The following is a 21,507-nucleotide window of genomic DNA, read 5'->3' as shown; positions in this document are numbered from 1 at the left end:
GGCATGGCCCGCTCCTACAGGCCGAGCCTTTGCTACACCCAGCGCCCCGCCTTGCTGGTCACCCAGGCCTCCTGGTTATCCAGCTCGCCCAGCACCTCGCGCATGGTCTCGTCGTCGATCTCGTGCTCCCGGCGCATCCGGTAGAGCTCCAACCGCTGCGCGCGCAGTGCCTTGATGCGTAGCGCCTGGTCAGCCAGCTCCAGGGCTCGGGCACGCTCGCGGGCTTCCTTGCTGTCCGGCGCCGGGTCCAGTTCGTGGCGGTACTCGGCCATCAGCTTGGCCTTCATCTCCGCCAGCCGCGCCGTCTCGTCGGCATCGCCGCCCCCCTCACTGGCGGGCAACTCCTCGCTCTCCAGCAGGTGAATGGCCGCCGCTGCCGTCTTGCGCCAGACCGCCTGCACCTCCCGCTCGCGCTGGTCGTTGCTGGCCGCCGGCAAGCCACGCAGCAGGATCGGCAGGCCAATGGTGGCGGCGATCAGCGACACCAGGATCACCCCGGCGGCGATGAAGATGATCAGGTCACGCTGCGGAAAGGCCGAACCGTCCAGCAGCAGCAAAGGAACCGACAGCACACCCGCCAGGGTCACCGCCCCGCGAACTCCACTCAACGCCGAGATTGCCGACAGCCGCAGCACCGGCTCGCCCGGCTTGCCGCCCAGTTCAATGCCCCACCACTGCTCGAAGCGCACGGAAATCTTCCAGTAGCACCAGACCCAGCCGAAGCGCAGCGCGAGCAGCACAGCGAAGACCGCGAGCACGTAGAAGGCCAGCAAGGAGGAGCGCCACATCACGTCGTCGGCATGATGCGCGACGGACTTGAGGATGTCCGGCAGTTGCAGGCCCAGCAGCAGGAACACCACGCCGTTGAAGGTGAACTCCAGCATCGACCAGACGCTGCGGTTGAGCAGGCGGGTATTGGTCTGCCGGGGCAGCAGGTCGACCCAGCTCTGCATCATGCCCGCCGCCACCGCCGCGAGGATGCCGGAAACCCCCAGCTCCTCGGCGATCATGTAGCAGGCGAAGGGCAACAACAGCATCAGCACCACATGGGTCGCCGGGTCATCCCAGCCGCGGCGGATCATCCAGGCGCGGATGCGCCCTAGCAGCCAGCTGAGGAACACGCCGCTGGCGAGGCCGCCGACTGCCACCAGCAGGAAGTTCAGGCTGGCGTCCATCAGCGAGAAGGTGCCGGTCAGGGCTGCGGCAATGGCGAATTTGAACGCCACCAGGCCGGAAGCATCGTTCATCAGCGCCTCGCCCTGCAGCACATGCATCAGGCGCTTGGGCAGGCGGTTCTGGGCGATGGCCGAGACCGCCAGCGCATCGGTGGGCGACAGTACTGCTGCCAGCGCAAAGGCCGCCGCCCAGGGAATCTCGGGGATCAGCAGATGGATGAACACGCCGCCGCCGACCACGGTGAACAGCACCAGGGCGAAGGCCAGGGTGAGGATCGGCCAGCGCATCTTCCAGAACTCGCCCTTGGGCATGCGCCAGCCATCGGCGAACAGCAGCGGCGGGATGAACAGGAACATGAACAGTTCAGGGTCCAGGCCAACATGCAGCCCCAGGCTCGGCCAGGCCAGCATCGCGCCGGCGGCGATCTGGATCAGCGGCAGCGGCAGCGGGATCAGCTGCGCCGCGAGCCGGGTTCCCCCCACCACGAGCAGCAGGATGAGTACGGTGTAAACGGTTTGCATCGACGAACTCCCAGCACAGCCCTCCATTGAAGCACCCGTTGCGCGGAGGATCAGCCCCGCAATGGGCAAAAAACTGTTGCAAACGACCGACCTCCCGGCGGCGTCCCGCAAGCGCTGCGGAAATGGCATAATCCCGCGCCTGAAAAAAGCATCGAAAAGGAGTAGCGCCCCGTGAGTGAGCGGACGCTGTATGGCATCAAGGCCTGCGACACCATGAAGAAAGCCCGCGTGTGGCTGGAAGAGCATGGCGTCGACTACGCCTTCCACGACTACAAGAGTAGCGGCATCGACCGCGAACACCTGCGCCAGTGGTGCGCCGAGCATGGCTGGGAAACCGTCCTGAACCGCGCCGGCACCACCTTCCGCAAGCTCGACGACGCACAGAAGGCCGATCTCGACCAGGACAAGGCCATCGAACTGATGGTCGCGCAGCCGTCGATGATCAAGCGTCCGGTGCTGGATCTGGGTGATCGCACCCTGGTCGGCTTCAAGCCCGACGCCTACGCCGCCGCGCTGGCCTGAGCACTACCACGATGAGCATCGCCTGGGCCCTGTTCCTCCCCGCCTGCTTCGCCCTGAACCTGGCGCCGGGACCGAACAACCTGCTGTCGCTGAACAACGCCGCACGCTTCGGCCTGCTGCGCGCCACCGTCGCGGGCGGCGGCCGGCTGGTCGCTTTCGCCGGCATGCTGGCCCTGGCCGCCTCCGGCCTGGCGCTGGTGCTGCAGGCCTCGGCCTGGCTGTTCCTGGCGATCAAGCTGGTGGGCGCCGGCTACCTGCTGTGGCTTGCCGTGCAGCTTTGGCGCGCGCCGACAGCGAACCTGTCGGTGGACGGCACGCCGGTTGTCGCCAGCAGCCTGTGGCGCCTGGTACGCCAGGAGTTCTGGGTGGCCGCCGGCAACCCCAAGGCCATCCTCATCTTCACCGCCTTCCTGCCGCAGTTCGTCGATCCGCGTCAGGCCGTGGGCACCCAGTTCGCCCAACTCGGCGCAGCCTTCCTGTTGCTGGAATGGCTGGCCATCGCCCTTTACGGGCTCGCCGGGGTCCGCCTCGGCAAGCTGCTCGCCGGCGCACGCGCCCGGCGCCTGTTCAACCGTGGTTGTGCCGCGCTGCTGGGCAGCGCCGGGCTGGGCCTGCTGCTCAGTCGCCGTCCGGCCTGACCGAATTCGTTATTCGAGCATCTCTTTCAAGGAATCCCCCACATGTCGAAATCCCTGTTCAGCATCGCTTTCGGTGTCGGCACCCAGAACCGCCAGGGCAACTGGCTGGAAGTCTTCTACGCGCAGCCGCTGCTCAACCCCAGCGCCGAACTGGTCGCAGCCATCAGCCCGCTGCTGAACTATGAAGGCGGCAACCAGGCGATTGCCTTCACCGCCCACCAGGCCTACCAGCTGGCCGACGCCGTCGAGACCGTGGACGCCGCCCAGGCCGCCCTGCTCAACCGCCTGGCCGAAAGCCAGAAGCCGCTGGTCGCCACCCTGCTGGCCGAAGACGCCGCCCCCAGCTCCACCCCCGAGGCGTACCTGAAGCTGCACCTGCTGTCCCATCGTCTGGTCAAGCCGCATGGCCTGAACCTGACCGGCATCTTCCCGCTGCTGCCGAACGTGGCCTGGACCAACCAGGGCGCCGTCGACCTGGCCGAACTGGCCGAGCTGCAACTGGAAGCGCGCCTGAAGGGCAAGCTGCTGGAAGTCTTCTCCGTCGACAAATTCCCGAAGATGACCGACTACGTGGTCCCGGCCGGCGTACGCATCGCCGACACCGCCCGCGTTCGCCTGGGCGCCTACATCGGTGAAGGCACCACCGTGATGCACGAAGGCTTCGTCAACTTCAACGCCGGCACCCAGGGCCCGGGCATGATCGAAGGCCGCGTATCCGCAGGCGTGTTCGTCGGCAAGGGTTCTGACCTGGGCGGCGGCTGCTCGACCATGGGCACCCTGTCCGGCGGCGGCAACATCGTCATCAGCGTCGGCGAAGGCTGCCTGATCGGCGCCAACGCCGGCATCGGCATCCCGCTGGGCGACCGCAACATCGTCGAAGCCGGCCTGTACGTCACCGCCGGCACCAAGATCGCCGTGCTGGACGACCAGAACGCCCTGGTGAAAGTGGTCAAGGGCCGCGACCTGGCCGGCCAGGCCGACCTGCTGTTCCGCCGCAACTCCCAGACCGGTGCGGTCGAGTGCAAGACCAACAAGACTGCCATCGAGCTGAACGAAGCGCTGCACGCGCACAACTAAGCTGGGCGCCCCGCTCGCGCGGGGTACGCACTAAGCTTGGATAAGCGGGGGCTGCGGCCCCCGTTTTACTTTTCCCGCAACCGGCCGCACGCCCATGCCCATTCCCTCGCCCTGGCGCTCCGACTTCCCGGCCCTCGCCGCCTTCGAGGCCGAAGGCCAGACCTACCTCGACAGCGCCGCCACCGCGCAGAAACCGCGCGCCATGATCGACGCCCTCGCCGGCTACTACGCCAGCGGCGCCGCCAACGTGCACCGCGCCCAGCACCTGCCGGGTGAGCGCGCCACCCGCGCCTTCGAGGCGACCCGCACGCTGGCGGCCAATTGGCTCAATGGCGGCAGCCCGGCGCAGATCATCTTCACCCGTGGCGCCACCGAAGCGCTGAACCTGCTGGCCTACGGGCTGGAAGGCCAGTTCCAGGCAGGCGACGAGATCGTCGTCAGCGCGCTGGAACACCACGCCAACCTGCTGCCCTGGCAGCAACTGGCAAAGCGGCGTGGTTTGAAACTGGTGGTGCTGCCGCTGGACAGTGACGGCCGCATCAATCTGACCCGCGCCGCCGGCCTGATCGGCCCGCGCACCCGCCTGCTTGCCGTCAGCCAGCTGTCCAACGTGCTTGGCACCTGGCAACCGCTGCCGGAACTGTTGCAGATGGCTCGGCAGCACGGCGCGTTGACCGTGGTGGACGGCGCCCAGGGCGTAGTCCACGGCCGGCACAACCTGTCGGCACTCGGCTGTGATTTCTATGTCTGTTCCAGCCACAAGCTTTACGGCCCGGAGGGTCTCGGCCTGCTCTGGGGCCGCCCGGAGTCGCTCGAGCGACTGGCGCACTGGCAATTCGGTGGCGAGATGGTGCGCGTCGCGGACTACTTCGACGCACAGTTCCACAGCGCCCCCATGGGCTTCGAGGCCGGCACCCCGCCCATCGGCCCGGTGATCGCGCTGGGCGCCACGCTGGAGTGGCTGGCCGCGCAGGACAGCGCCGAAGTCAGCGCTCACGAGGACTTCCTCCACGCCCGCCTGCTGGCCGGCCTGCGCGCCCGTGATGGCGTGCGCGTGCTCGGCGAGCCGGGAGTCGCGCTGGCCAGCTTCGTGGTCGAGGGCGTGCACGTCTCCGACCTCGGCCACCTGCTCACCGAGCAAGGCATCGCCGTGCGCGCCGGGCACCACTGCGCCATGCCGCTGATGAAGACCCTGGATGTGGCCGGCGCCCTGCGCGTTTCCCTTGGCCTGTACAACGACGGCGCCGACCTGGAGCGCTTCTTCCACGCCCTGGACAGTGCCCTGGAGCTACTCAGATGAGCCTTCCCGCCCCTGCCGCCGAAGCGCTGCAGGCCTTCACCGCTCTGCTGGGCTGGGAGCAACGCGCCCGCCTGCTGATGCAGTGGGGCGAACGCCTGGAGCCACTGAGCGAAGCCGAGCTGAGCGACGAGCAGCGTGTGCAGGGCTGCGAGAGCAACGTCTGGCTGGTAGCTGACTCGCGGGATGGCCGCTGGCATTTCCGCGCCTACAGCGATGCGCGCTTGCTGCGCGGGTTGCTGGCGTTGCTGCTGGTGCGGGTGGAAGGTTTACCTGCCAATGAATTAGCCGCCATCGACCTACCGGACTGGTTCGGCCAACTCGGCCTCGGCCGGCAACTGTCGCCGTCGCGCAGCAATGGGTTGAATGCAGTCTTGAAGCGGATGCAGGAACTAATCGGCAGCGTGTAGGAGCGCGCCATGCGCGCGATCGCGGGCAAGGCCCGCTCCTGCAATTGAGCATTGGCGCAGGGAGGAGCACTGGCGCGATGCCGGCCTATCGCGGACAGAGTCCGCTCCTACGAAAGCCTTCAACCCGCAGTGCGCTCCGACGGCCGCCGCGCCCCGGCAACGATCTTGTCCACAGCCCGAGCCGCCGCGACCATGCCGAAAGTAGCGGTGACCATCATTACCGCGCCGAAACCGCCGGCGCAGTCCAGTTTGACGCCCTCGCCGACGAAGCTCTTGGACTGGCACACGGTGCCGTCCGGCTTGGGATAGCGCAGCTGTTCGGTGGAAAACACGCACTGCACGCTGTAATGCCGGCCCGGCGTGCGCGAGAAGTTGTAGTCGCGGCGCAGCGTCGAGCGCACCTTGGCGGCCAGCGGGTCGTTGAAGGTCTTGTTCAGGTCGGCGACCTGGATCTGCGTCGGGTCCACCTGCCCGCCCGCGCCACCGGTGGTGATGATCTGCAGCTTGCGGCGCTTGCACCAGGCAATCAGCGCGGCCTTGGCGGCGACGCTGTCGATGCAGTCGATCACGCAGTCCAGCTCGGGGGTGATGTAGTCCGCCATGGTTTCGCGCGTGACGAAATCGGCTACGGCGTGTACGACGATGCCGGGGTTGATCGCCTTCAGGCGCTCGGCCATGACCTCGACTTTGGGCTTGCCCACGGCGCCCTGGATGGCGTGTACCTGGCGGTTGGTGTTGGTGACGCAGACGTCGTCCAGGTCGAACAGCGAAATCTCGCCCACGCCGCTGCGCGCCAGGGCCTCGGCCGCCCAGGAGCCTACGCCGCCGATCCCGACCACCGCCACATGGCTGGCCGCCAGCCGCTCCAGGCCCTCACGGCCATATAGCCGCGCGATTCCGCCGAAACGCTGTTCATCCAGTTGCATCGCCCACACCTCATCTCGAAACGGCCGGCATTCTATAACGACCTAGCGCCTAAGCAATCGGCCTGGGCCCGCCTGCAACAAAGCCGGATTGCCGCAGTCTCAGTCACGCGCCTGCCACACATTCTAAACTGTCGGAAAATGCCCACGAACGCCCACGCGGCGGACGGCGCCGGCAACCTGTACAGCCCCCGGAGTGCGGGGTAGGATGCGCCCCGACCAGGCTATCCCGTACGGAGATTGTCCCGGCCCCTCCCCGTTCCACCCTTTGGAACCCGATCGCACCATGTCTTCACGCAAGTTCGGCCTCAACCTGGTGGTGTTCGTTGCCCTCGCGGCACTCTTCACCGGCTTCTGGGCTCTCTATAACCGCCCCGTCAGCGTTCCCGACTGGCCGGAAAGCATTTCCGGATTCTCCTTCTCGCCCTTCCGCCTGAACCAGAATCCGCAGAAGAACCAGTTCCCCAGCGACGACGAGATCCGCTCGGACCTGGAGCTGGTTTCCAAGAGCACCGACAACATCCGCACCTACTCGGTGAAGGGGTCGCTGGCCGACATCCCGCGCCTGGCCGAAGAGCTGGGCATGCGCGTCAGCCTCGGCATCTGGATCGGCCCGGACGAGGCGGAGAACGAAGCCGAGATCGAGCGTGGCATCGAGATCGCCAACAACTCGCGCAGCGTCGTGCGGGTGATAGTGGGCAACGAGGCGCTGTTCCGCCGCGAGGTCACGGTCGAGCAACTGACGGCCTACCTGGACCGCGTGCGCAAGGCGGTGAAAGTGCCGGTGACCACCGCCGAGCAGTGGCACATCTACGAGAAGTACCCGGAGATGGCCAAGCATGTCGACCTGATCGCCGCCCACGTGCTGCCCTACTGGGAATACACGGCGATGAACGATGCCATACCGTTCGTCCTCGAACGCGCCAAGGAGCTGCGCGCCAAGTTCCCGCGCAAGCCGCTGCTGCTCGCCGAAGTCGGCTGGCCGAGCAACGGCCGCATGCGTGGCGGCGCCGACGCCACCCAGGCAGACCAGGCCATCTACTTGCGCACTCTGACCAATGCGCTGAACAAGAAGGGCTACAACTATTTTGTCGTCGAGGCCTTCGACCAGCCGTGGAAAGTTGGTGACGAAGGCTCGGTGGGCGCCTACTGGGGCGTCTACAACGCCCAGCGCCAGCCGAAGTTCAATTTCGACGGGCCGGTGGTGAACATCCCGCAGTGGCGCGCCCTGGCGGTCGCCTCGGTGGTGATGGCGCTGCTCGCGCTGACGCTGCTGATGATCGACGGCAGCGCCCTGCGCCAGCGCGGTCGCACCTTCCTCACCGTGGTCGCCTTCGCCGGCGGCTCGGTGCTGGTGTGGATCGCCTACGACTACAGCCAGCAGTACAGCACCTGGTTCAGCATGACCGTCGGCGGCCTGCTGGGCATCGGCGCACTGGGCGTGTTCATCGTCCTGCTCACCGAAGCCCACGAACTGGCCGAAACCGTCTGGGTGCGCAAGCGCCGCCGGCCGTTCGACCCGGTGCTCGCCGATACTGGCTACCGGCCCAAGGTCTCGGTGCACGTGCCCTGCTACAACGAACCCCCGGAAATGATGAAGAAGACCCTGGATGCGCTGTCCAGGCTCGACTATCCGGACTTCGAAGTCCTGATCATCGACAACAACACCAAGGACCCGGCGGTCTGGGAACCGGTGCGCGACTACTGCGAAGTCCTCGGCCCGCGCTTCCGTTTCTTCCACGTCGCGCCGCTGGCCGGTTTCAAGGGCGGCGCGCTGAACTACATCCTGCCGCACACCGCGCCGGACGTCGAAGTCGTGGCGGTGATCGACGCCGACTACTGCGTCGAGCCGAACTGGCTCAAGCAGATGGTGCCGCATTTCAGCGATCCGAAGATCGCCGTGGTGCAGTCCCCGCAGGACTATCACGACGGCGAGGAAAACGTCTTCAAGAAGCTCTGCTACGCCGAGTACAAGGGTTTCTTCCACATTGGCATGGTCACCCGCAACGACCGCGACGCGATCATCCAGCACGGCACCATGACCATGATCCGGCGCACCGTGATGGACGAGCTGAAATGGGCCGACTGGACCATCTGCGAAGACGCCGAGCTGGGCCTGCGGGTGTTCGAGAAGGGCTATTCGGCCGCCTACTCGCACCAGAGCTTCGGCAAGGGCGTGATGCCCGACACCTTCATCGACTACAAGAAGCAGCGCTTCCGCTGGGCCTACGGCGCCATCCAGATCATGAAGGGCCACGCCCGCGCGCTGTTCCAGGGCAAGGACAGCAAGCTCACCCTTGGCCAGCGCTACCACTTCATTGCCGGCTGGCTGCCGTGGATCGCCGATGGCATGAACATCTTCTTCACCGTCGGCGCGCTGCTCTGGTCCTCGGCGATGATCATCGTGCCCAAGCGGGTCGACCCGCCGCTGCTGATCTTCGCCATCCCGCCGCTGGCGCTGTTCTTCTTCAAGTTCGGCAAGATCATGTTCCTCTACCGCCGCGCGGTGGGCGTGGACCTGCTGCGCTCGTTCCAGGCGGCAGTGGCGGGCCTTGCGCTGTCACACACCATCGCCAAGGCGGTGCTCTACGGGGCGTTCACCAAGACCATCCCGTTCTTCCGCACCCCGAAGATGGCCTCCAACCACGGCCTGCTGGTGGCACTGGCCGAAGCGCGTGAAGAGGTCTTCATCATGCTGCTGCTGTGGGGCGCGGCGCTGGGCATCGTGCTGGTGCAGGGCGTGCCGAGCCGCGACATGATGTTCTGGGTAGCCATGCTGCTGGTGCAGTCGCTGCCCTATCTCGCCGCTCTGGTGATGGCGCTGCTGTCTGCCGCACCCAAGGCTCAGGAGGCGCCGGCAGCGGACGTTGCGCCGGCCAGCTGATGCAAGGCCCGTAGGAGCGAGCTTGCTCGCGAACAAGCCTGGCGCCTCGGCAGCAGGCAAAAGCGTTCGCGAGCAGGCTCGCTCCTACAAGATGAGCCGTACCGCTGATCCGCTCCCGAGAACGCCGGCCAAACGCCGGCGTTTTTGCTTTAAGATGGGCGCCTTTTTCCGTTCCACCCCCAGGATGCCCTTAAATGTCCCTCTCGCCGACACTGGCCCTCGCCTGCGAGCTGATTCGCCGTCCCTCCGTCACGCCGGTCGATGCCGACTGCCAGCAGCTGATGATGCAGCGCCTGGACGCCTGCGGCTTCGCCCTGGAGCCCATGCGCATCGAGGATGTGGATAACTTCTGGGCCCTGCGCCAGGGCCGCGACGGCGCCAATGGCCCGGTGCTGTGCTTCGCCGGCCACACCGACGTCGTGCCCACCGGCCCCGAGCAGGCCTGGCAGCACCAGCCGTTCGACGCCCTGATCGACGCCGACGGCATGCTCTGCGGCCGTGGCGCGGCGGACATGAAAGGCAGCCTGGCGTCGATGATCATCGCCACCGAGCGCTTCGTCGCCGACCACCCGGACCATCGCGGCAGCATCGCCTACCTGATCACCAGCGACGAGGAAGGCCCGGCCCATCACGGCACCAAGGCCGTGGTCGAGCGCCTGAAGGCGCGCAACGAGCGCCTGGACTGGTGCATCGTCGGCGAGCCGTCGAGCACCACCCTGGTGGGTGACATCGTCAAGAACGGCCGTCGCGGCTCCCTCGGCGCCACCCTCAGCGTGCGCGGCAAGCAGGGCCACGTGGCCTACCCGCACCTGGCGAAGAACCCGATCCATCTCGCCGCCCCGGCACTGGCCGAGCTGGCCGCCGAGCACTGGGATAACGGCAATGACTACTTCCCGCCGACCAGCTTCCAGATTTCCAACATCAATGGCGGCACCGGCGCGACCAACGTGATCCCCGGCGAGCTGAAGGTGATCTTCAACTTCCGCTTCTCCACCGAATCCACCGTCGAAGGCCTGCAACAGCGCGTCGCGGCAATCCTCGACAAGCACGGCCTGGAATGGCACATCGACTGGGCGCTGTCCGGCCTGCCGTTCCTCACCCAGCCGGGTGAGCTGCTCGACGGCGTGGCGGCGGCGATCCGTGCGGTCACCGGCCGCGAGACCACTCCGTCGACCTCCGGCGGCACTTCCGACGGCCGCTTCATCGCCACCATGGGCACCCAGGTGGTCGAGCTCGGCCCGGTAAACGCCACCATCCACCAGGTGGACGAACGCGTGCTGGCCAGCGACCTCGATGTACTGACCGAAATCTATTACCAGACCCTGGTGCGACTGCTGGCATGAGTGGACCGAACAAAGGCTTCTGCCTGGGCGCCGTACAGCCCGACACCCCGCCGCCCGCGCCAGCCGCCGAGCGTCGCTATTCCCTGCGCGTGTACCAGATCGCCCAGCGTCGCCGTTCCCTGCCCACCGTGTTGCGCAATGACCTGCCGCAGCCGCTGGTGCCGCCGCAAGGGAAGAAAGGATGCTGATCTGCCCGCTGTGCCGCGAGGCGCTGACCGAGGTCGACAACGGTGTCGCCTGCTCCGCTGGCCACCGCTTCGACCGCGCCCGCCAGGGTTACCTGAACCTGCTGCCGGTGCAGCACAAGAAGAGCCTCGATCCGGGCGACAACGCCGCCATGGTCGAGGCGCGCCGGCACTTCCTCGGCGCCGGCCACTATGCACCGCTGGCCGGGCGCCTGGCCGAACTGGCCGCCGAGCGCGCTCCAGGGCGCTGGCTGGATATCGGTTGCGGCGAGGGTTACTACACCGCACAGCTGGGCGAATCCCTGCCGCAGGCCGACGGCTATGCGCTGGATATCTCCCGCGAGGCCGTCAAACGCGCCTGCAAGCGCGCCCCGCAACTGACCTGGATGGTTGCCAGCATGGCCCGCGTGCCGCTGGCCGATGCCTCCTGCCAATTGCTGGCCAGCGTGTTCAGCCCGATCGACTGGAAGGAAGCCGCACGCCTGCTGACTCCCGGCGGCGGTGTGCTGCGCCTGGGCCCGGCACGCGACCATCTGCTGGAACTGCGCGAACGCTTGTACGACGAAGTGCGCGAATACGTCGAAGACAAGCACCTCGCCGACCTGCCCGAAGAGTTGAAACTGGCGCACACCGAACAACTGAGCTTCAAGCTGCCGCTGGAAACCCGCGAAGCCCGCGAGCACCTGCTGGCGATGACGCCCCACGGCTGGCGGGTCAACCCCGAGCGGCGCGAGCGCATCCTTGCCGAGCCCTTCGAGGTGACAGTCGCGGTACGCTACGATTGGCTGCAACGCCAAGAACCCTGACGAGGACGCCATGCGCCAACCGGATATCGAGATCTACATCAAGGATGCCGACCAGGCCGCCGTCGGCACCTGGCTGGAAAAGGCCCTTGGCCCCTGCTCCGAATGGCGCGCCCAGGGCGAGACCTTCAAGTGCACTGCTGGCAGCATTCCCGCCACCTGGCTGCCCAAGGCCGTGGGCAAGTGGAACAGCCTGTTCCTGGACAGCGACAAGACCCCGTGGGACGACGATGTCGCCTGCGCCCGCGATGCCTGCGCCGCTCTGGACGTGGAGGTGCGCTGCGCACCGGGCAGCTGGAGTGAGGATCAGGGCGAGGAAGACGCCGACCGCTGGCTGAAAGTGACCGCCGCGGGCGTCGAAGAGATTACCTGGCGCACCGGCTGAAACCGTCGCCGGCAGCGTGTGAAAATCAAAGGCCCGTCCATTGGACGGGCCTTTGATTTCGGGGGCTCAGACCTTCGAGACGTCTTCTGCCTGGAGGCCTTTCTGACCCTGGATCACCGAGAACTCCACTTTCTGGCCTTCGACCAGGGAGCGGTGACCATCGCCACGAATGGCACGGTAGTGAACGAACACGTCCGGACCGCTATCGCGTTGAATGAATCCATAACCTTTGGCGTCATTGAACCACTTGACGGTTCCGACCTCACGATCAGCCATTACCACACTCTCCAACTTGCCTATTATTTTTGGATGGCCCCCGGGAATGAGGACTTCGGCAGTCGCCGGCTGAACGCTTTCCTTATCATCCAACCCGCACCGAATGGCACGTAGGAAGGTAATTCGAATAACGCCGACGGGCGACAGCGCTCCCGAGTATATAAATCAAAAGTTACAGCTGAAAAGCACTTTTTCATCAACTCCACGGACCTATGACCAATCAGGCCAAAGTGCCATTTTTCGGGGCCTGCAGAGCCATTTTGGTGCTCGTTACCCTGCGTAACGAAAGTGTTTCGAACGTGGACCCTTTCGCACTTTCGCGCATTTACGGCGGGTAGTTTCGTTCCCGTTCATCCGTTTTCGGCGGCTTCCGGAAATGTCTTTCAGAGGCAGTCGGAATGCGCCCTGCAGTTTCGGCCGCGGCAATATGCCCAATCATTTATCTGCTGAATTGGCAGTCCGCCAATCCATTGCCTCCGATGAATAACGGCCATAAAACACCCACTGACCGCACGGCTTGTGCGTTCAGTCGTGCACCATCTAAGGACTCGCACGCTCAGGGGCTGACCTGATAGCCCCGCCCCTGCAGGCAACCGCTGTAAGCACTGGCACTGGCCGAACTCTGCGCTTCGCCCTGCGCGCGACGATCCTGCCGACGATCCTGGCGCTGGCGCGAAGCGCCCACCGCAGCTCCCGCCGCCGCAACCTCGCCCGCGCGGTTCTGACGGTACTGCTGCTTGGCATCGTCGCTCGCGCGGTCATACAGCTCTTCATGCTGCTGTCCGCGAACTTCGGCGGCGACCGCCCCCGCTGCCGCGCCCTTGGCCGCACCGCGAACCCGTCCGCCGACTTTCGGGTCGGAGCTGGTGGTGGCACTGCTCGCCGCATTGGCCGCGACGCTGTTGCAGTCCGTCATGTCCTGCTGCATCTGCTGGCTGCTCTGGCCCTTGAGCGGGACGACGGTCTGGGCCGCGACGGGCAGCACAACCGACAAGGCGAGCAAGCATCCCCAAGTGAACGTACGCATCGCGCAACCTCCGTAGAATGTCATCCCCTAAATGGCAGGATAGCCGCAGTCCACGGGGTGTCCGCCCGCGCCGACCAAGCGCTCGTGACTTTGCTGGCCGGGGCCTAATCCGGCAAACTAGCCGGCCTGAGCAATCGCTCGTTTTACCTACGCCAGCCATAGGGCCTGTATGCCTCGTTACCCGTTCCGCCGCTTCGGTTTTGGTGCCCTGCGCCGCCTGCTGTACCTCTGGGTGCGCTCGGAAACCATCAACCAGTCGGCCTTCAGCCTGAAGATCGACCGCAGCAAACCGGTCCTCTACGTCCTGCAGCAACCCTCGGTGACCGACCTCGCCGTGGTGGATACAGAATGCCGCAAGGCCGGCCTGCCGCGCCCGGTGATGCCGGTGGCAGTGGGTGAATCCATCGAGCCGGCGGCCTTCTTCTACCTGACCCCGGAGCCCGACTGGCTTGGCCGCCAGGACAAGCGCGGCGCGCCTCCAGCGCTGGTGCGCATGCTCGGCGCCATCGGCCAGAACGGCATCGACGACGCGCAGATCGTCCCGGTCAGCGTCTTCTGGGGCCAATCCCCGGACAGCGAAAAGAGCGCCTGGAAGCTGCTGTTCGCCGACAACTGGGCCGTCACCGGCCGACTGCGCAAGCTGGCGCGCATCCTCATCCTCGGCCGCAAGACCCGCGTGCAGTTCTCCGCCCCCATCCATCTGCGCGAGCTGGTGGAGCAGAACAAGGGCCACGAACGCACCCTGCGCATGGTCCAGCGCATCCTGCGCGTGCACTTCCGCAACCAGAAGACCGCAGTGATCGGCCCCGACCTCTCCCACCGCCGCACCCTGGTCAAGGGCTTGCTGCGCGCGCCGCTGGTGCGCCAGGCGATCCAGGAAGAATGCGAGACCCAGAAGATCTCCCCGGAGAAGGCCGAGGCCGCTGCCCTGCGCTATGCCAACGAGATCGCCGCCGACGTTTCCTACCCGGTGATTCGCTTCCTCGAAGTGACCCTGACCTGGTTCTGGAACAAGCTCTACGAGGGCGTGAAGGTCAACCACATCGAGCGCGTGCAGGAAGTCGCCCAGGGCCACGAGATCGTCTACGTGCCCTGCCACCGCAGCCACATCGACTACCTGCTGCTGTCCTACCTGCTGTTCCGCAACGGCCTGACCCCGCCGCACATCGCCGCCGGCATCAACCTCAACATGCCGGTGGTGGGCTCGATCCTGCGCCGTGGCGGCGCCTTCTTCATGCGCCGCAGCTTCAAGGGCAACCAGCTGTACACCGCGGTGTTCAACGAATACCTGCACACCCTGTTCAGCCGTGGCTTCTCCACCGAGTACTTCGTCGAGGGCGGGCGCTCCCGCACCGGGCGCATGCTGCACCCGCGCACCGGGATGCTGGCGATCACCCTGCGCAGCTTCCTGCGCGACTCGCGCCGGCCCATCGTCTTCGTCCCCGTGTACATCGGCTACGAGCGCGTGCTCGAAGGTCGTACCTATCTGGGCGAGTTGCGCGGTGCGGCGAAGAAGAAGGAATCGATCTTCGACATCTTCAAGGTCATCGGCGCGCTCAAGCAGCGCTTCGGCCAGGTGTGGGTGAACTTCGGCGAGCCGATCCACCTCGACGACTTCCTCGACCAGCAGCAACCAGATTGGCGCCAACAGGAACTGGGCCCGGAATACCGCCCGGCCTGGCTCTCGGAAACCACCAACCACCTGGCCCGCGACGTCGCCCGCCACCTCAACGACGCCGCCGCGATCAACCCGGTAAACCTGGTGGCCCTGGCGCTGCTCTCCACCACCCGCCTGGCACTGGACGAAACCGCCCTGGCGCGGGTGATCGACCTCTACCTCGACCTGCTGCGCAAGGTGCCCTACTCGCCCAGCGCCACACTGCCCGAGGGCGACGGCCAGCAGTTGATCGAATACGTGAAGAGCATGAACCTGCTCAGCGAGCAGAAGGACGCCCTGGGTCGCATCTGTTATCTCGACGAGCAGAACGCGGTACTGATGACCTACTACCGCAACAACGTCCTGCACATCTTCGCGCTGCCGGCGCTGATCGCCAGCTTCTTCCAGAACAGCGGACGGATCAGCCGCGAACAGCTCCTGCGCTACACCCGCGCGCTCTATCCGTACCTGCAGGCCGAGCTGTTCATCCGCTGGAGCCTGGACGAGCTGGACTCGGTGGTCGACCAGTGGCTGCAGGCCATGGTCGCCAGCGAACTGCTCAAACAGGAAAACGACACCTTCATCCGTCCAGCGCCCAGCTCGCGCCAGTATGTGCTGCTGACCCTGCTGGCCCGTGCCATCGCGCAGACCCTGCAGCGCTTCTACATGTCCATCTCGCTGGTGCTCAACGCCGGGCAGAAGCAGCTCAATGCCGAAGAACTGGAAAACCTCTGCACCGTGATGGCCCAGCGCCTGTCGGTCCTCCACGGCCTCAATGCCCCGGAGTTCTTCGACAAGAGCCTGTTCCGCCACTTCATCCAGACCCTGTTGGACGAGGGCGTGCTGCGCAAGGACGAGAACGGCAAGCTGAGCTACCACGAGCTGCTCGGCGAACTGGCCGAAGGTGCCGCCAAGCGCGTGCTACCCGCGGAGATCCGGCTGTCCATCCGCCAGGTTGCCCTGGAGCGCCCGCCCCAGGAAGAAAGTGCTCCCACCGAACCGCCGACCGCCAGCCAGGGCTGAGCCACGCCCCTGCCGGTGGCTTGACGCCCCGACACCGCGACCGATAGATTTCTGACGATCCATCGGTTGCGGTCAGGGACGCTCCCCGTGTTCAACAGGATTCTGATCGTCTGTGTCGGCAACATCTGCCGCAGCCCCATCGCCGAACACCTGCTGCGCGAAACCCTGCAGGGCAGCGATATCGCCGTGGCCTCCGCCGGGCTCAGCGCGCTGGTCGGCCACTCCATCGACAGCACCGCCCTCGCCATCCTTCGCCGCCACGGCCACCATCCCCAACCGCATCGCGCCCGCCAGCTCACCGCCGAACTGGTCCACGAGGCCAACCTCGTCCTGGTGATGGAACAAGCGCAGATCCAGAGCGTTATCCGCCTGGCCCCCGAGGCCCGCGGCAAGACCTTCCTGCTGGGCAAATGGCTGACCGACCAGGAGATTCCGGACCCTTACCGCAAGGGCCCGGAAGCCTTCGAGCGCGCCTACGCGCTGATCGACTCCGCGGTAGTCCCCTGGGCCGACCGCCTGCGCAATCGCCGGTAATTTGGCGGAATATTTTGCTTCCGACAAAAGCGTCAGAAAACCTTACAAAGCCATGATGAAAAAGGCTACGCTCTAGCCCAGCAAGACCATATTCAGCTGTTTGGTCTCCCAGTTACGACACGTAATTTTCCAGGGGCCTACATCGCTTTATGAAGATCCTGCACATCACCGAGTCCTTCGGCGGCGGCGTCACCTCGGCCATCAACTCCTACATCCTCAACTCCCAACAGCATGAGCACTACCTGCTGGCCTCCGTCCGCAAGGGCGATACCACGGGCGAGGAGAATCAGGGCCTGTTCAAGCACATGGAGCTGGTGCCGCGACGCCTTTCCAGCCTGGCGCGGGTGAAGCCCTACATCGATCGTGTGGCGCCCGATGTCATCCATCTGCACAGCACCTATGCCGGCGCCCTGATCCGCGTCCTGCCATTCATCCCTACGCAGAAGATCGTCTACACCCCTCACGGCTTCGCCTTTCTGCGCGGCGACCATCCAATGATGCTCATGGCCTACCGGGCCATCGAATCGCTGCTGGCGAAGCGGACGGCGGTGATTGCAGGCTGTGGCCTGGACGAACAGCGCATCGCCGGGGAGCTGATCGAACCGACACATACCCTGAGCCTGGTGAATGTCTGCGACGACCTGCCGCAAGTGCCCGCCGTACGCAGCCTCACCAGCAAGCCCGTGGTCGGCATGGTCGGGCGCATCAGCCGGCAGAAGGGCCACGAGTACTTCCGCGCCCTGGCGGAAAGCTGCGCGGACGTTGCGCACTTCAAGTGGATCGGTGGGGGAGACGCCCAGGTCATGGCGGAGATGGTCCAGGCTGGCATCGAAGTGACCGGCTGGCGTACACGCGGCGAGGTCATCGCCCACATGAAAGGGCTCGACCTGTACTTCCACACCGCCGCCTGGGACGGCTTCCCGATCTCGGTGCTGGAGGCGGCGAAGCTCAACCTGCCCATCGCGCTTCGGCGCATCGGCCCCTTCGTCGCCGAAGGACTGTCCACCGCCCAGGACCTGTCGGAGGCACAACGGCAGGTCATCGCCTTCGCCAACGGCGATCCGACCGCTCTGGCGGAGTTGACGCACAATAGCCAGAGCATTCAGCGCCTGCACTCCGGCGAACAGTTGCAGTCTTCGCTGGAACACCTCTACTCCCGTTTCACCCCGCAAAACTCCGCCAACCAGTTCGCCGCAAGCTGACATCGGGGCCTACCCAAGCGGGTAGGCCAAGCCCCTGCTCGCGATGTTTCCCTGCTGACCGCCCATCTAGAGCTGGAGCAAGCCCCCCCTCCCCGCGATCTCGCCGCCTCGTCACCATGCAAACCAACAACTGGAACTGAGCAGTCGGTCCCCCAGCAGATGTGACATAGCGCCACCAGAATTGTCCGCTCCTACCCGGTATTTGAAGGGATTCCCTTTAACCCTCCTCAGAGAATTCCCAAACCCTTGATACCGGTGGGAGCACGCATTGAATCGCCCCCACGCGAAGCTTAATTTTCGCGGCCCATAGGTAGCGCTCATTCAATGCAGCGGTGGTCAGCGTGTTCAAGAACGTACTGGTTATCTGCGCAGGCAACATCTGCCGCAGTGTGGGCGGTTTGAACCAGACCACTGCCAATGGCAAGGCCGTCTACGTCATTCGTGGCGTGGAGAACCTGGAAACCGAACGCGCCAAGGTCTACCAGCTCGACGCGAACTCCCCGACTGCGTTCATCCTTGCCCAGCAGTTCCAGCTGCAACCTCAGGATGTCGTCTACGTCGGTCCCGCCGGTGTGACCCGCTGGAACCGTCTGATCAGCCAGCTTGTTCCCTCGGCCGGCATTATCGGCACCGGCTCGACCGTCCAGCGCAATCTCAACGACAACTGACTCGTTCCCAATGATCGCTTTTCGCCTGCCTGCACTGGTCGCACTGGCCGTGTCACTGAGCGCCTGCAACCCACTGATGCGGGGCTCCTTGAATACCCTGGGCGCCAGCCTTCGTAGCCCAGCGCCCCTGGAAGTGACGCAAGCTCAGGTCGACGCCCTCCCCTACTACCAGATCCAGGTCACCACCGAGTACGGCTCGGCCGTGATGGCGCTGGTGCGTGTCCAGGGAAAGCTGCAGTACTGGCGGGCGTCCTCGAGCCAGCTGTTGCTGCTTCAGGACGGAATCGTCGTGCGCACCCTGGGCTTCCCGGATGATCTTCTGGGTACGCGACTGCCCGTGAGTTCCCCCTTCCTGGTCGGACTGCAGCACATCGTCGATGGACAACCCAGCCAGCGTTGGATCGATCTCGATTCGGGCTATCAGTTCGACGTTCCCCTCAGCGGCAGTTTTCATCCGGCAGGCATGGAAACGATCAGCATCCTGGACCGGGACTACAGCCTGTTGCGCGTGGACGAACGGCTGGACTCGCCAATCAAGGGCATGTCCTCGACCAATCATTATTGGATCGACCCCGTGGATGGTTTCGTCCTGCAAAGCCGCCAGCAGGTAACGCCGAGCCTGAGCGTCACCTTGACCCAGTTGCGACCGTTGCGAGGTCAACCATGACGCTCTCGCGGACTTTCTGGCTGCTGGCAGGACTCGCCATCAGCTCCTCGCTATTCGCCAACCCCCGTATCGAAGTACTGGGTGAAGTACCCTCTCCTGGAGAGAAGGAAATTGTCGAAGGCTTGCGCCTGGGCGAACTCATGGGGCAGTTGCGGGTTGACCCCCTGGGGTATTGGCTCGGTGCCTCCTGGCAACGCGAAAGCCTGAAGCAGGAACAACAGCGCCTGAAAGCAGGCGTTTTATTCGACCTGATCCAGCTCCGACGCCTCGCGCTGCTTCAGGACAAGCCGGCCCTCGCCGCTGCCGCTCAACGACTGAATGAGCAGGTGAGCACCCTGCCGATCACCGGGCGTCGCATCTACCGCCTCGATCCGCTGGCCGTTGAACTGAACGCGGCACACTCCCCCAAGCTGCTTGGCGGCGATAGGCTGATTTTTCCGCCGCGCCCTGACAGCGTTCGCGTCACTGGTTTGGTAGCGCAAGACTGCGAGCTCCGTTTTGTCCCGTTTCAGCAGGCCTATCAGTATGCGCAGCAGTGCCCGGCCCTGGCGGATGCCGATCCGGACTACCTCTATCTGATCCAGCCTGACGGCCAGGTCTCCCGCCTGGGCATTGCCCTGTGGAATCGCCAGGATGCCGCGCCACCAGCGCCGGGTGCCATCCTGCTGATTCCCCTGGATGCCATGGCGGTGGGCTCGACTGCTCCAGACCTGAGCCGTGAACTGGCCGGGTTCATCGCCACTCAACCTTTACCAACGGTGTCGCCATGATACGCGCTACGGCCAGCCCATCGTCGAAACCAGCGTACCCCGCCGGATGTTCGAGGACGTGGCCAACCAGGAACGGCCTCTGGAAGACCTGCGCCGCACCACCGAGCAGAACACGCCACTGCCGCAGCAGGAAAAGTTGCTGTACCAGCAGAAGCCTGATCCGTTCAGCTACAACGTCGGCCTGGGCTACAACCAGAGCATCGGCGGTCCGAATGACTTCCTGCTCTACCAGTTCACCGCCGACCTCGACAGCGAGTACCGCTTCACGCCCAGCCTGTGGGCGAACGGCCTGCTCAGCGTCAATCTGTTCAACAACTTCGACAACTTCACCTACGACGCTCCCAGCAACCTGCCGCGCGTGCGCACCGACATTCGACAATACATGACAACCTCCAACGTCATGCTGCAGTCCTTCCAGCTGAACAAGACCGCGCGACTGGACCAGGATCTCTACGGCATGGTCTACGGCGGCTACCTGGAAAGCATGTACGCCGGTGCAGGCGGCGAACTGTTGTACCGCCCGATGAATGAGGATTGGGCACTCGGCGCCAATCTCGACCTGGTGCGCCAGCGCGAATTCGACCAGCACTTCGGCCTGCGCGACTACCAGGTAGCGACCGGCTTCGTCACCCTTTATTGGCAGACCGGTTTCCAGGACATCCTGGCGACCGCCAGCGCCGGCCGCTACCTGGCGCGCGACTGGGGCGGTACCCTCGACCTGTCCCGCCAGTTCAGCAACGGCGTTCGTTTCGGCGCCTGGGTCACGCTGACCACGGCCAATAAGGAAGCCTACGGCGAAGGCAGTTTCGACAAGGGCATCTATGTCTCGATCCCCTTCGACGAGCTGATGAGCAGCTCCACCATGCGCCTAGCCAACCTGACGTGGGACCCGTTGACCCGGGACGGTGGCGCACGACTCAGCCACTACTACTCGCTGTATGACCTCACCGATGGGCGCGATCAGGTCATGTTCCAGAACCGCTTCGGACGCATCGTGAAATAACTCGACGCAATCCCAGATCATGGCGCGGAAACCAAAGTCACCCACAATGGTCTGATGCCTCTTGGTTCAAAGGAGAGCTCCATGAAGAAAACCCTTCCCCTGCTACTGCTGACCGGCCTGCTCACCGCCTGCAGTGCCACATCCTCCGGCGACAAGGCGTCGCTGGATGGCGAAGTCTTCTACCTGCAGCGCATCGCCCTGCCGCCGACCGCCCTGGTCACTGTCAGCCTGCAGGATGTATCGCTGGCCGATGCCCCGGCCGTCGACCTGGCCCAGCAGCAACTGGAGCCTGGCCGCCAGGTGCCGCTGGCGTTCCATCTGGATTACGACCGCCACCAGGTCAAGCCGGGCCACACCTACGCTGTCAGCGCGCGAATCGAGGACAGCGGCCGCCTGCTGTTCATCACCACCGAGCGCCACAGCGTCAAGCTCGATGGCAGCGCTCCGCAACCGCTGCGCGTCCGCGTCGACCCCGTGCGCTGATTCACCGCGCCGCCGGGTTTTCCCCGGCGGCCA

Annotated in this window: 20 protein-coding genes and 2 pseudogenes; 18 read left to right on the top strand and 4 right to left on the bottom strand. The window is 65.2% G+C overall.

Annotated features, from left to right (window positions below):
* Positions 1 to 32 precede the first annotated feature (32 nt).
* On the bottom strand, positions 33 to 1,697 hold the full coding sequence (locus UB43_RS08560) for a Na+/H+ antiporter (protein ID WP_045209999.1): 1,665 nt from the start codon (positions 1,695 to 1,697) through the stop codon (positions 33 to 35).
* 171 nt (positions 1,698 to 1,868) lie between these two features.
* On the opposite strand from UB43_RS08560, the gene UB43_RS08555 reads away from it, so the two are divergent.
* The 5 genes from UB43_RS08555 (at position 1,869) to UB43_RS08535 (ending at position 5,641) form a co-directional block, all read left to right on the top strand.
* Complete coding sequence (locus UB43_RS08555) at positions 1,869 to 2,219, top strand: ArsC family reductase (protein WP_082085805.1); 351 nt, start codon at positions 1,869 to 1,871, stop codon at positions 2,217 to 2,219.
* 11 nt (positions 2,220 to 2,230) lie between these two features.
* Entirely contained in the window at positions 2,231 to 2,857 is a 627-nt protein-coding gene (locus UB43_RS08550) for a LysE family translocator (protein ID WP_045209997.1), read from the top strand.
* 42 nt (positions 2,858 to 2,899) lie between these two features.
* The gene (dapD, locus tag UB43_RS08545; protein WP_045209996.1) at positions 2,900 to 3,934 is read left to right on the top strand and encodes a 2,3,4,5-tetrahydropyridine-2,6-dicarboxylate N-succinyltransferase; all 1,035 of its coding nucleotides are present in this window, start codon (positions 2,900 to 2,902) and stop codon (positions 3,932 to 3,934) included.
* Positions 3,935 to 4,028: 94 nt separating this feature from the next.
* Positions 4,029 to 5,234 carry an aminotransferase class V-fold PLP-dependent enzyme gene (locus UB43_RS08540; RefSeq protein ID WP_045209995.1) on the top strand — a complete coding sequence of 402 codons (1,206 nt, stop codon included), beginning with the start codon at positions 4,029 to 4,031 and terminating at the stop codon, positions 5,232 to 5,234.
* Positions 5,231 to 5,641, top strand: a complete 411-nt coding sequence (locus UB43_RS08535) for a SufE family protein (protein ID WP_045209993.1) — start codon at positions 5,231 to 5,233, stop codon at positions 5,639 to 5,641. Before UB43_RS08540 ends, UB43_RS08535 begins: the two co-directional genes overlap by 4 nt.
* A 119-nt stretch (positions 5,642 to 5,760) precedes the next feature.
* Here the strand turns inward: UB43_RS08535 and tcdA are convergent, their stop codons facing one another.
* Positions 5,761 to 6,567 carry a tRNA cyclic N6-threonylcarbamoyladenosine(37) synthase TcdA gene (gene tcdA / locus UB43_RS08530; protein ID WP_045209992.1) on the bottom strand — a complete coding sequence of 269 codons (807 nt, stop codon included), beginning with the start codon at positions 6,565 to 6,567 and terminating at the stop codon, positions 5,761 to 5,763.
* A 283-nt stretch (positions 6,568 to 6,850) separates the two neighbouring features.
* On the opposite strand from tcdA, the gene UB43_RS08525 reads away from it, so the two are divergent.
* From UB43_RS08525 to UB43_RS08505, 5 genes are all read left to right on the top strand, one after another.
* Positions 6,851 to 9,448: a glycosyltransferase gene (locus UB43_RS08525; protein WP_045209991.1), complete on the top strand. Its 2,598-nt coding sequence runs from the start codon at positions 6,851 to 6,853 to the stop codon at positions 9,446 to 9,448.
* Positions 9,449 to 9,642: 194 nt separating this feature from the next.
* Positions 9,643 to 10,791 (top strand): succinyl-diaminopimelate desuccinylase, encoded by a 1,149-nt coding sequence (gene dapE / locus UB43_RS08520; protein WP_045209990.1) that lies wholly within the window; start codon positions 9,643 to 9,645, stop codon positions 10,789 to 10,791.
* On the top strand, positions 10,788 to 10,979 hold the full coding sequence (locus tag UB43_RS08515) for a hypothetical protein (RefSeq protein WP_045209989.1): 192 nt from the start codon (positions 10,788 to 10,790) through the stop codon (positions 10,977 to 10,979). Before dapE ends, UB43_RS08515 begins: the two co-directional genes overlap by 4 nt.
* Positions 10,973 to 11,782: a putative RNA methyltransferase gene (locus UB43_RS08510; RefSeq protein ID WP_045209988.1), complete on the top strand. Its 810-nt coding sequence runs from the start codon at positions 10,973 to 10,975 to the stop codon at positions 11,780 to 11,782. Before UB43_RS08515 ends, UB43_RS08510 begins: the two co-directional genes overlap by 7 nt.
* A 10-nt stretch (positions 11,783 to 11,792) precedes the next feature.
* A complete protein-coding gene (locus tag UB43_RS08505; protein WP_045209987.1) occupies positions 11,793 to 12,164 on the top strand; it encodes a hypothetical protein in 372 nt (123 codons plus the stop codon).
* Positions 12,165 to 12,230: 66 nt separating this feature from the next.
* Here UB43_RS08505 and UB43_RS08500 read toward each other — a convergent pair whose 3' ends face one another.
* Entirely contained in the window at positions 12,231 to 12,440 is a 210-nt protein-coding gene (locus UB43_RS08500) for a cold-shock protein (RefSeq protein ID WP_045209986.1), read from the bottom strand.
* 556 nt (positions 12,441 to 12,996) lie between these two features.
* Positions 12,997 to 13,467: a YMGG-like glycine zipper-containing protein gene (locus UB43_RS08495; RefSeq protein ID WP_045209985.1), complete on the bottom strand. Its 471-nt coding sequence runs from the start codon at positions 13,465 to 13,467 to the stop codon at positions 12,997 to 12,999.
* Between the two features lie 169 nt (positions 13,468 to 13,636).
* Between UB43_RS08495 and plsB the strand changes: the two genes are divergently transcribed.
* The 8 genes and pseudogenes from plsB to UB43_RS08455 all read left to right on the top strand — a co-directional run bounded on the left by plsB (position 13,637) and on the right by UB43_RS08455 (position 21,474).
* Positions 13,637 to 16,147: a glycerol-3-phosphate 1-O-acyltransferase PlsB gene (gene plsB, locus UB43_RS08490; RefSeq protein ID WP_045209984.1), complete on the top strand. Its 2,511-nt coding sequence runs from the start codon at positions 13,637 to 13,639 to the stop codon at positions 16,145 to 16,147.
* A gap of 87 nt (positions 16,148 to 16,234) precedes the next feature.
* Positions 16,235 to 16,681: a low molecular weight protein-tyrosine-phosphatase gene (locus UB43_RS08485; RefSeq protein ID WP_045209983.1), complete on the top strand. Its 447-nt coding sequence runs from the start codon at positions 16,235 to 16,237 to the stop codon at positions 16,679 to 16,681.
* Between the two features lie 149 nt (positions 16,682 to 16,830).
* Entirely contained in the window at positions 16,831 to 17,883 is a 1,053-nt protein-coding gene (locus UB43_RS08480; protein ID WP_045209982.1) for a glycosyltransferase family 4 protein, read from the top strand.
* A gap of 374 nt (positions 17,884 to 18,257) precedes the next feature.
* Positions 18,258 to 18,551 (top strand): annotated as a pseudogene (locus tag UB43_RS08475) (capsular biosynthesis protein); the annotation flags it as partial.
* A gap of 10 nt (positions 18,552 to 18,561) precedes the next feature.
* Positions 18,562 to 19,218 carry a YjbF family lipoprotein gene (locus UB43_RS08470; protein WP_045209980.1) on the top strand — a complete coding sequence of 219 codons (657 nt, stop codon included), beginning with the start codon at positions 18,562 to 18,564 and terminating at the stop codon, positions 19,216 to 19,218.
* Positions 19,215 to 19,988, top strand: coding sequence for a capsule biosynthesis GfcC family protein (locus UB43_RS08465; protein ID WP_052969521.1), 774 nt, complete (start codon positions 19,215 to 19,217; stop codon positions 19,986 to 19,988). Before UB43_RS08470 ends, UB43_RS08465 begins: the two co-directional genes overlap by 4 nt.
* Before the next feature lie 4 nt (positions 19,989 to 19,992).
* Positions 19,993 to 20,991: pseudogene (locus tag UB43_RS08460) on the top strand (YjbH domain-containing protein); the annotation flags it as partial.
* An 81-nt stretch (positions 20,992 to 21,072) separates the two neighbouring features.
* Positions 21,073 to 21,474: a YbaY family lipoprotein gene (locus tag UB43_RS08455; protein WP_045209979.1), complete on the top strand. Its 402-nt coding sequence runs from the start codon at positions 21,073 to 21,075 to the stop codon at positions 21,472 to 21,474.
* The last annotated feature ends 33 nt before the right edge of the window (positions 21,475 to 21,507 follow it).

Source organism: Pseudomonas sp. 21 (genome assembly GCF_000955805.1).
GTDB lineage: Bacteria > Pseudomonadota > Gammaproteobacteria > Pseudomonadales > Pseudomonadaceae > Pseudomonas.
Note: the sequence above shows the minus strand (reverse complement) of the source record. Positions and strands in the feature narration are given on the sequence as shown.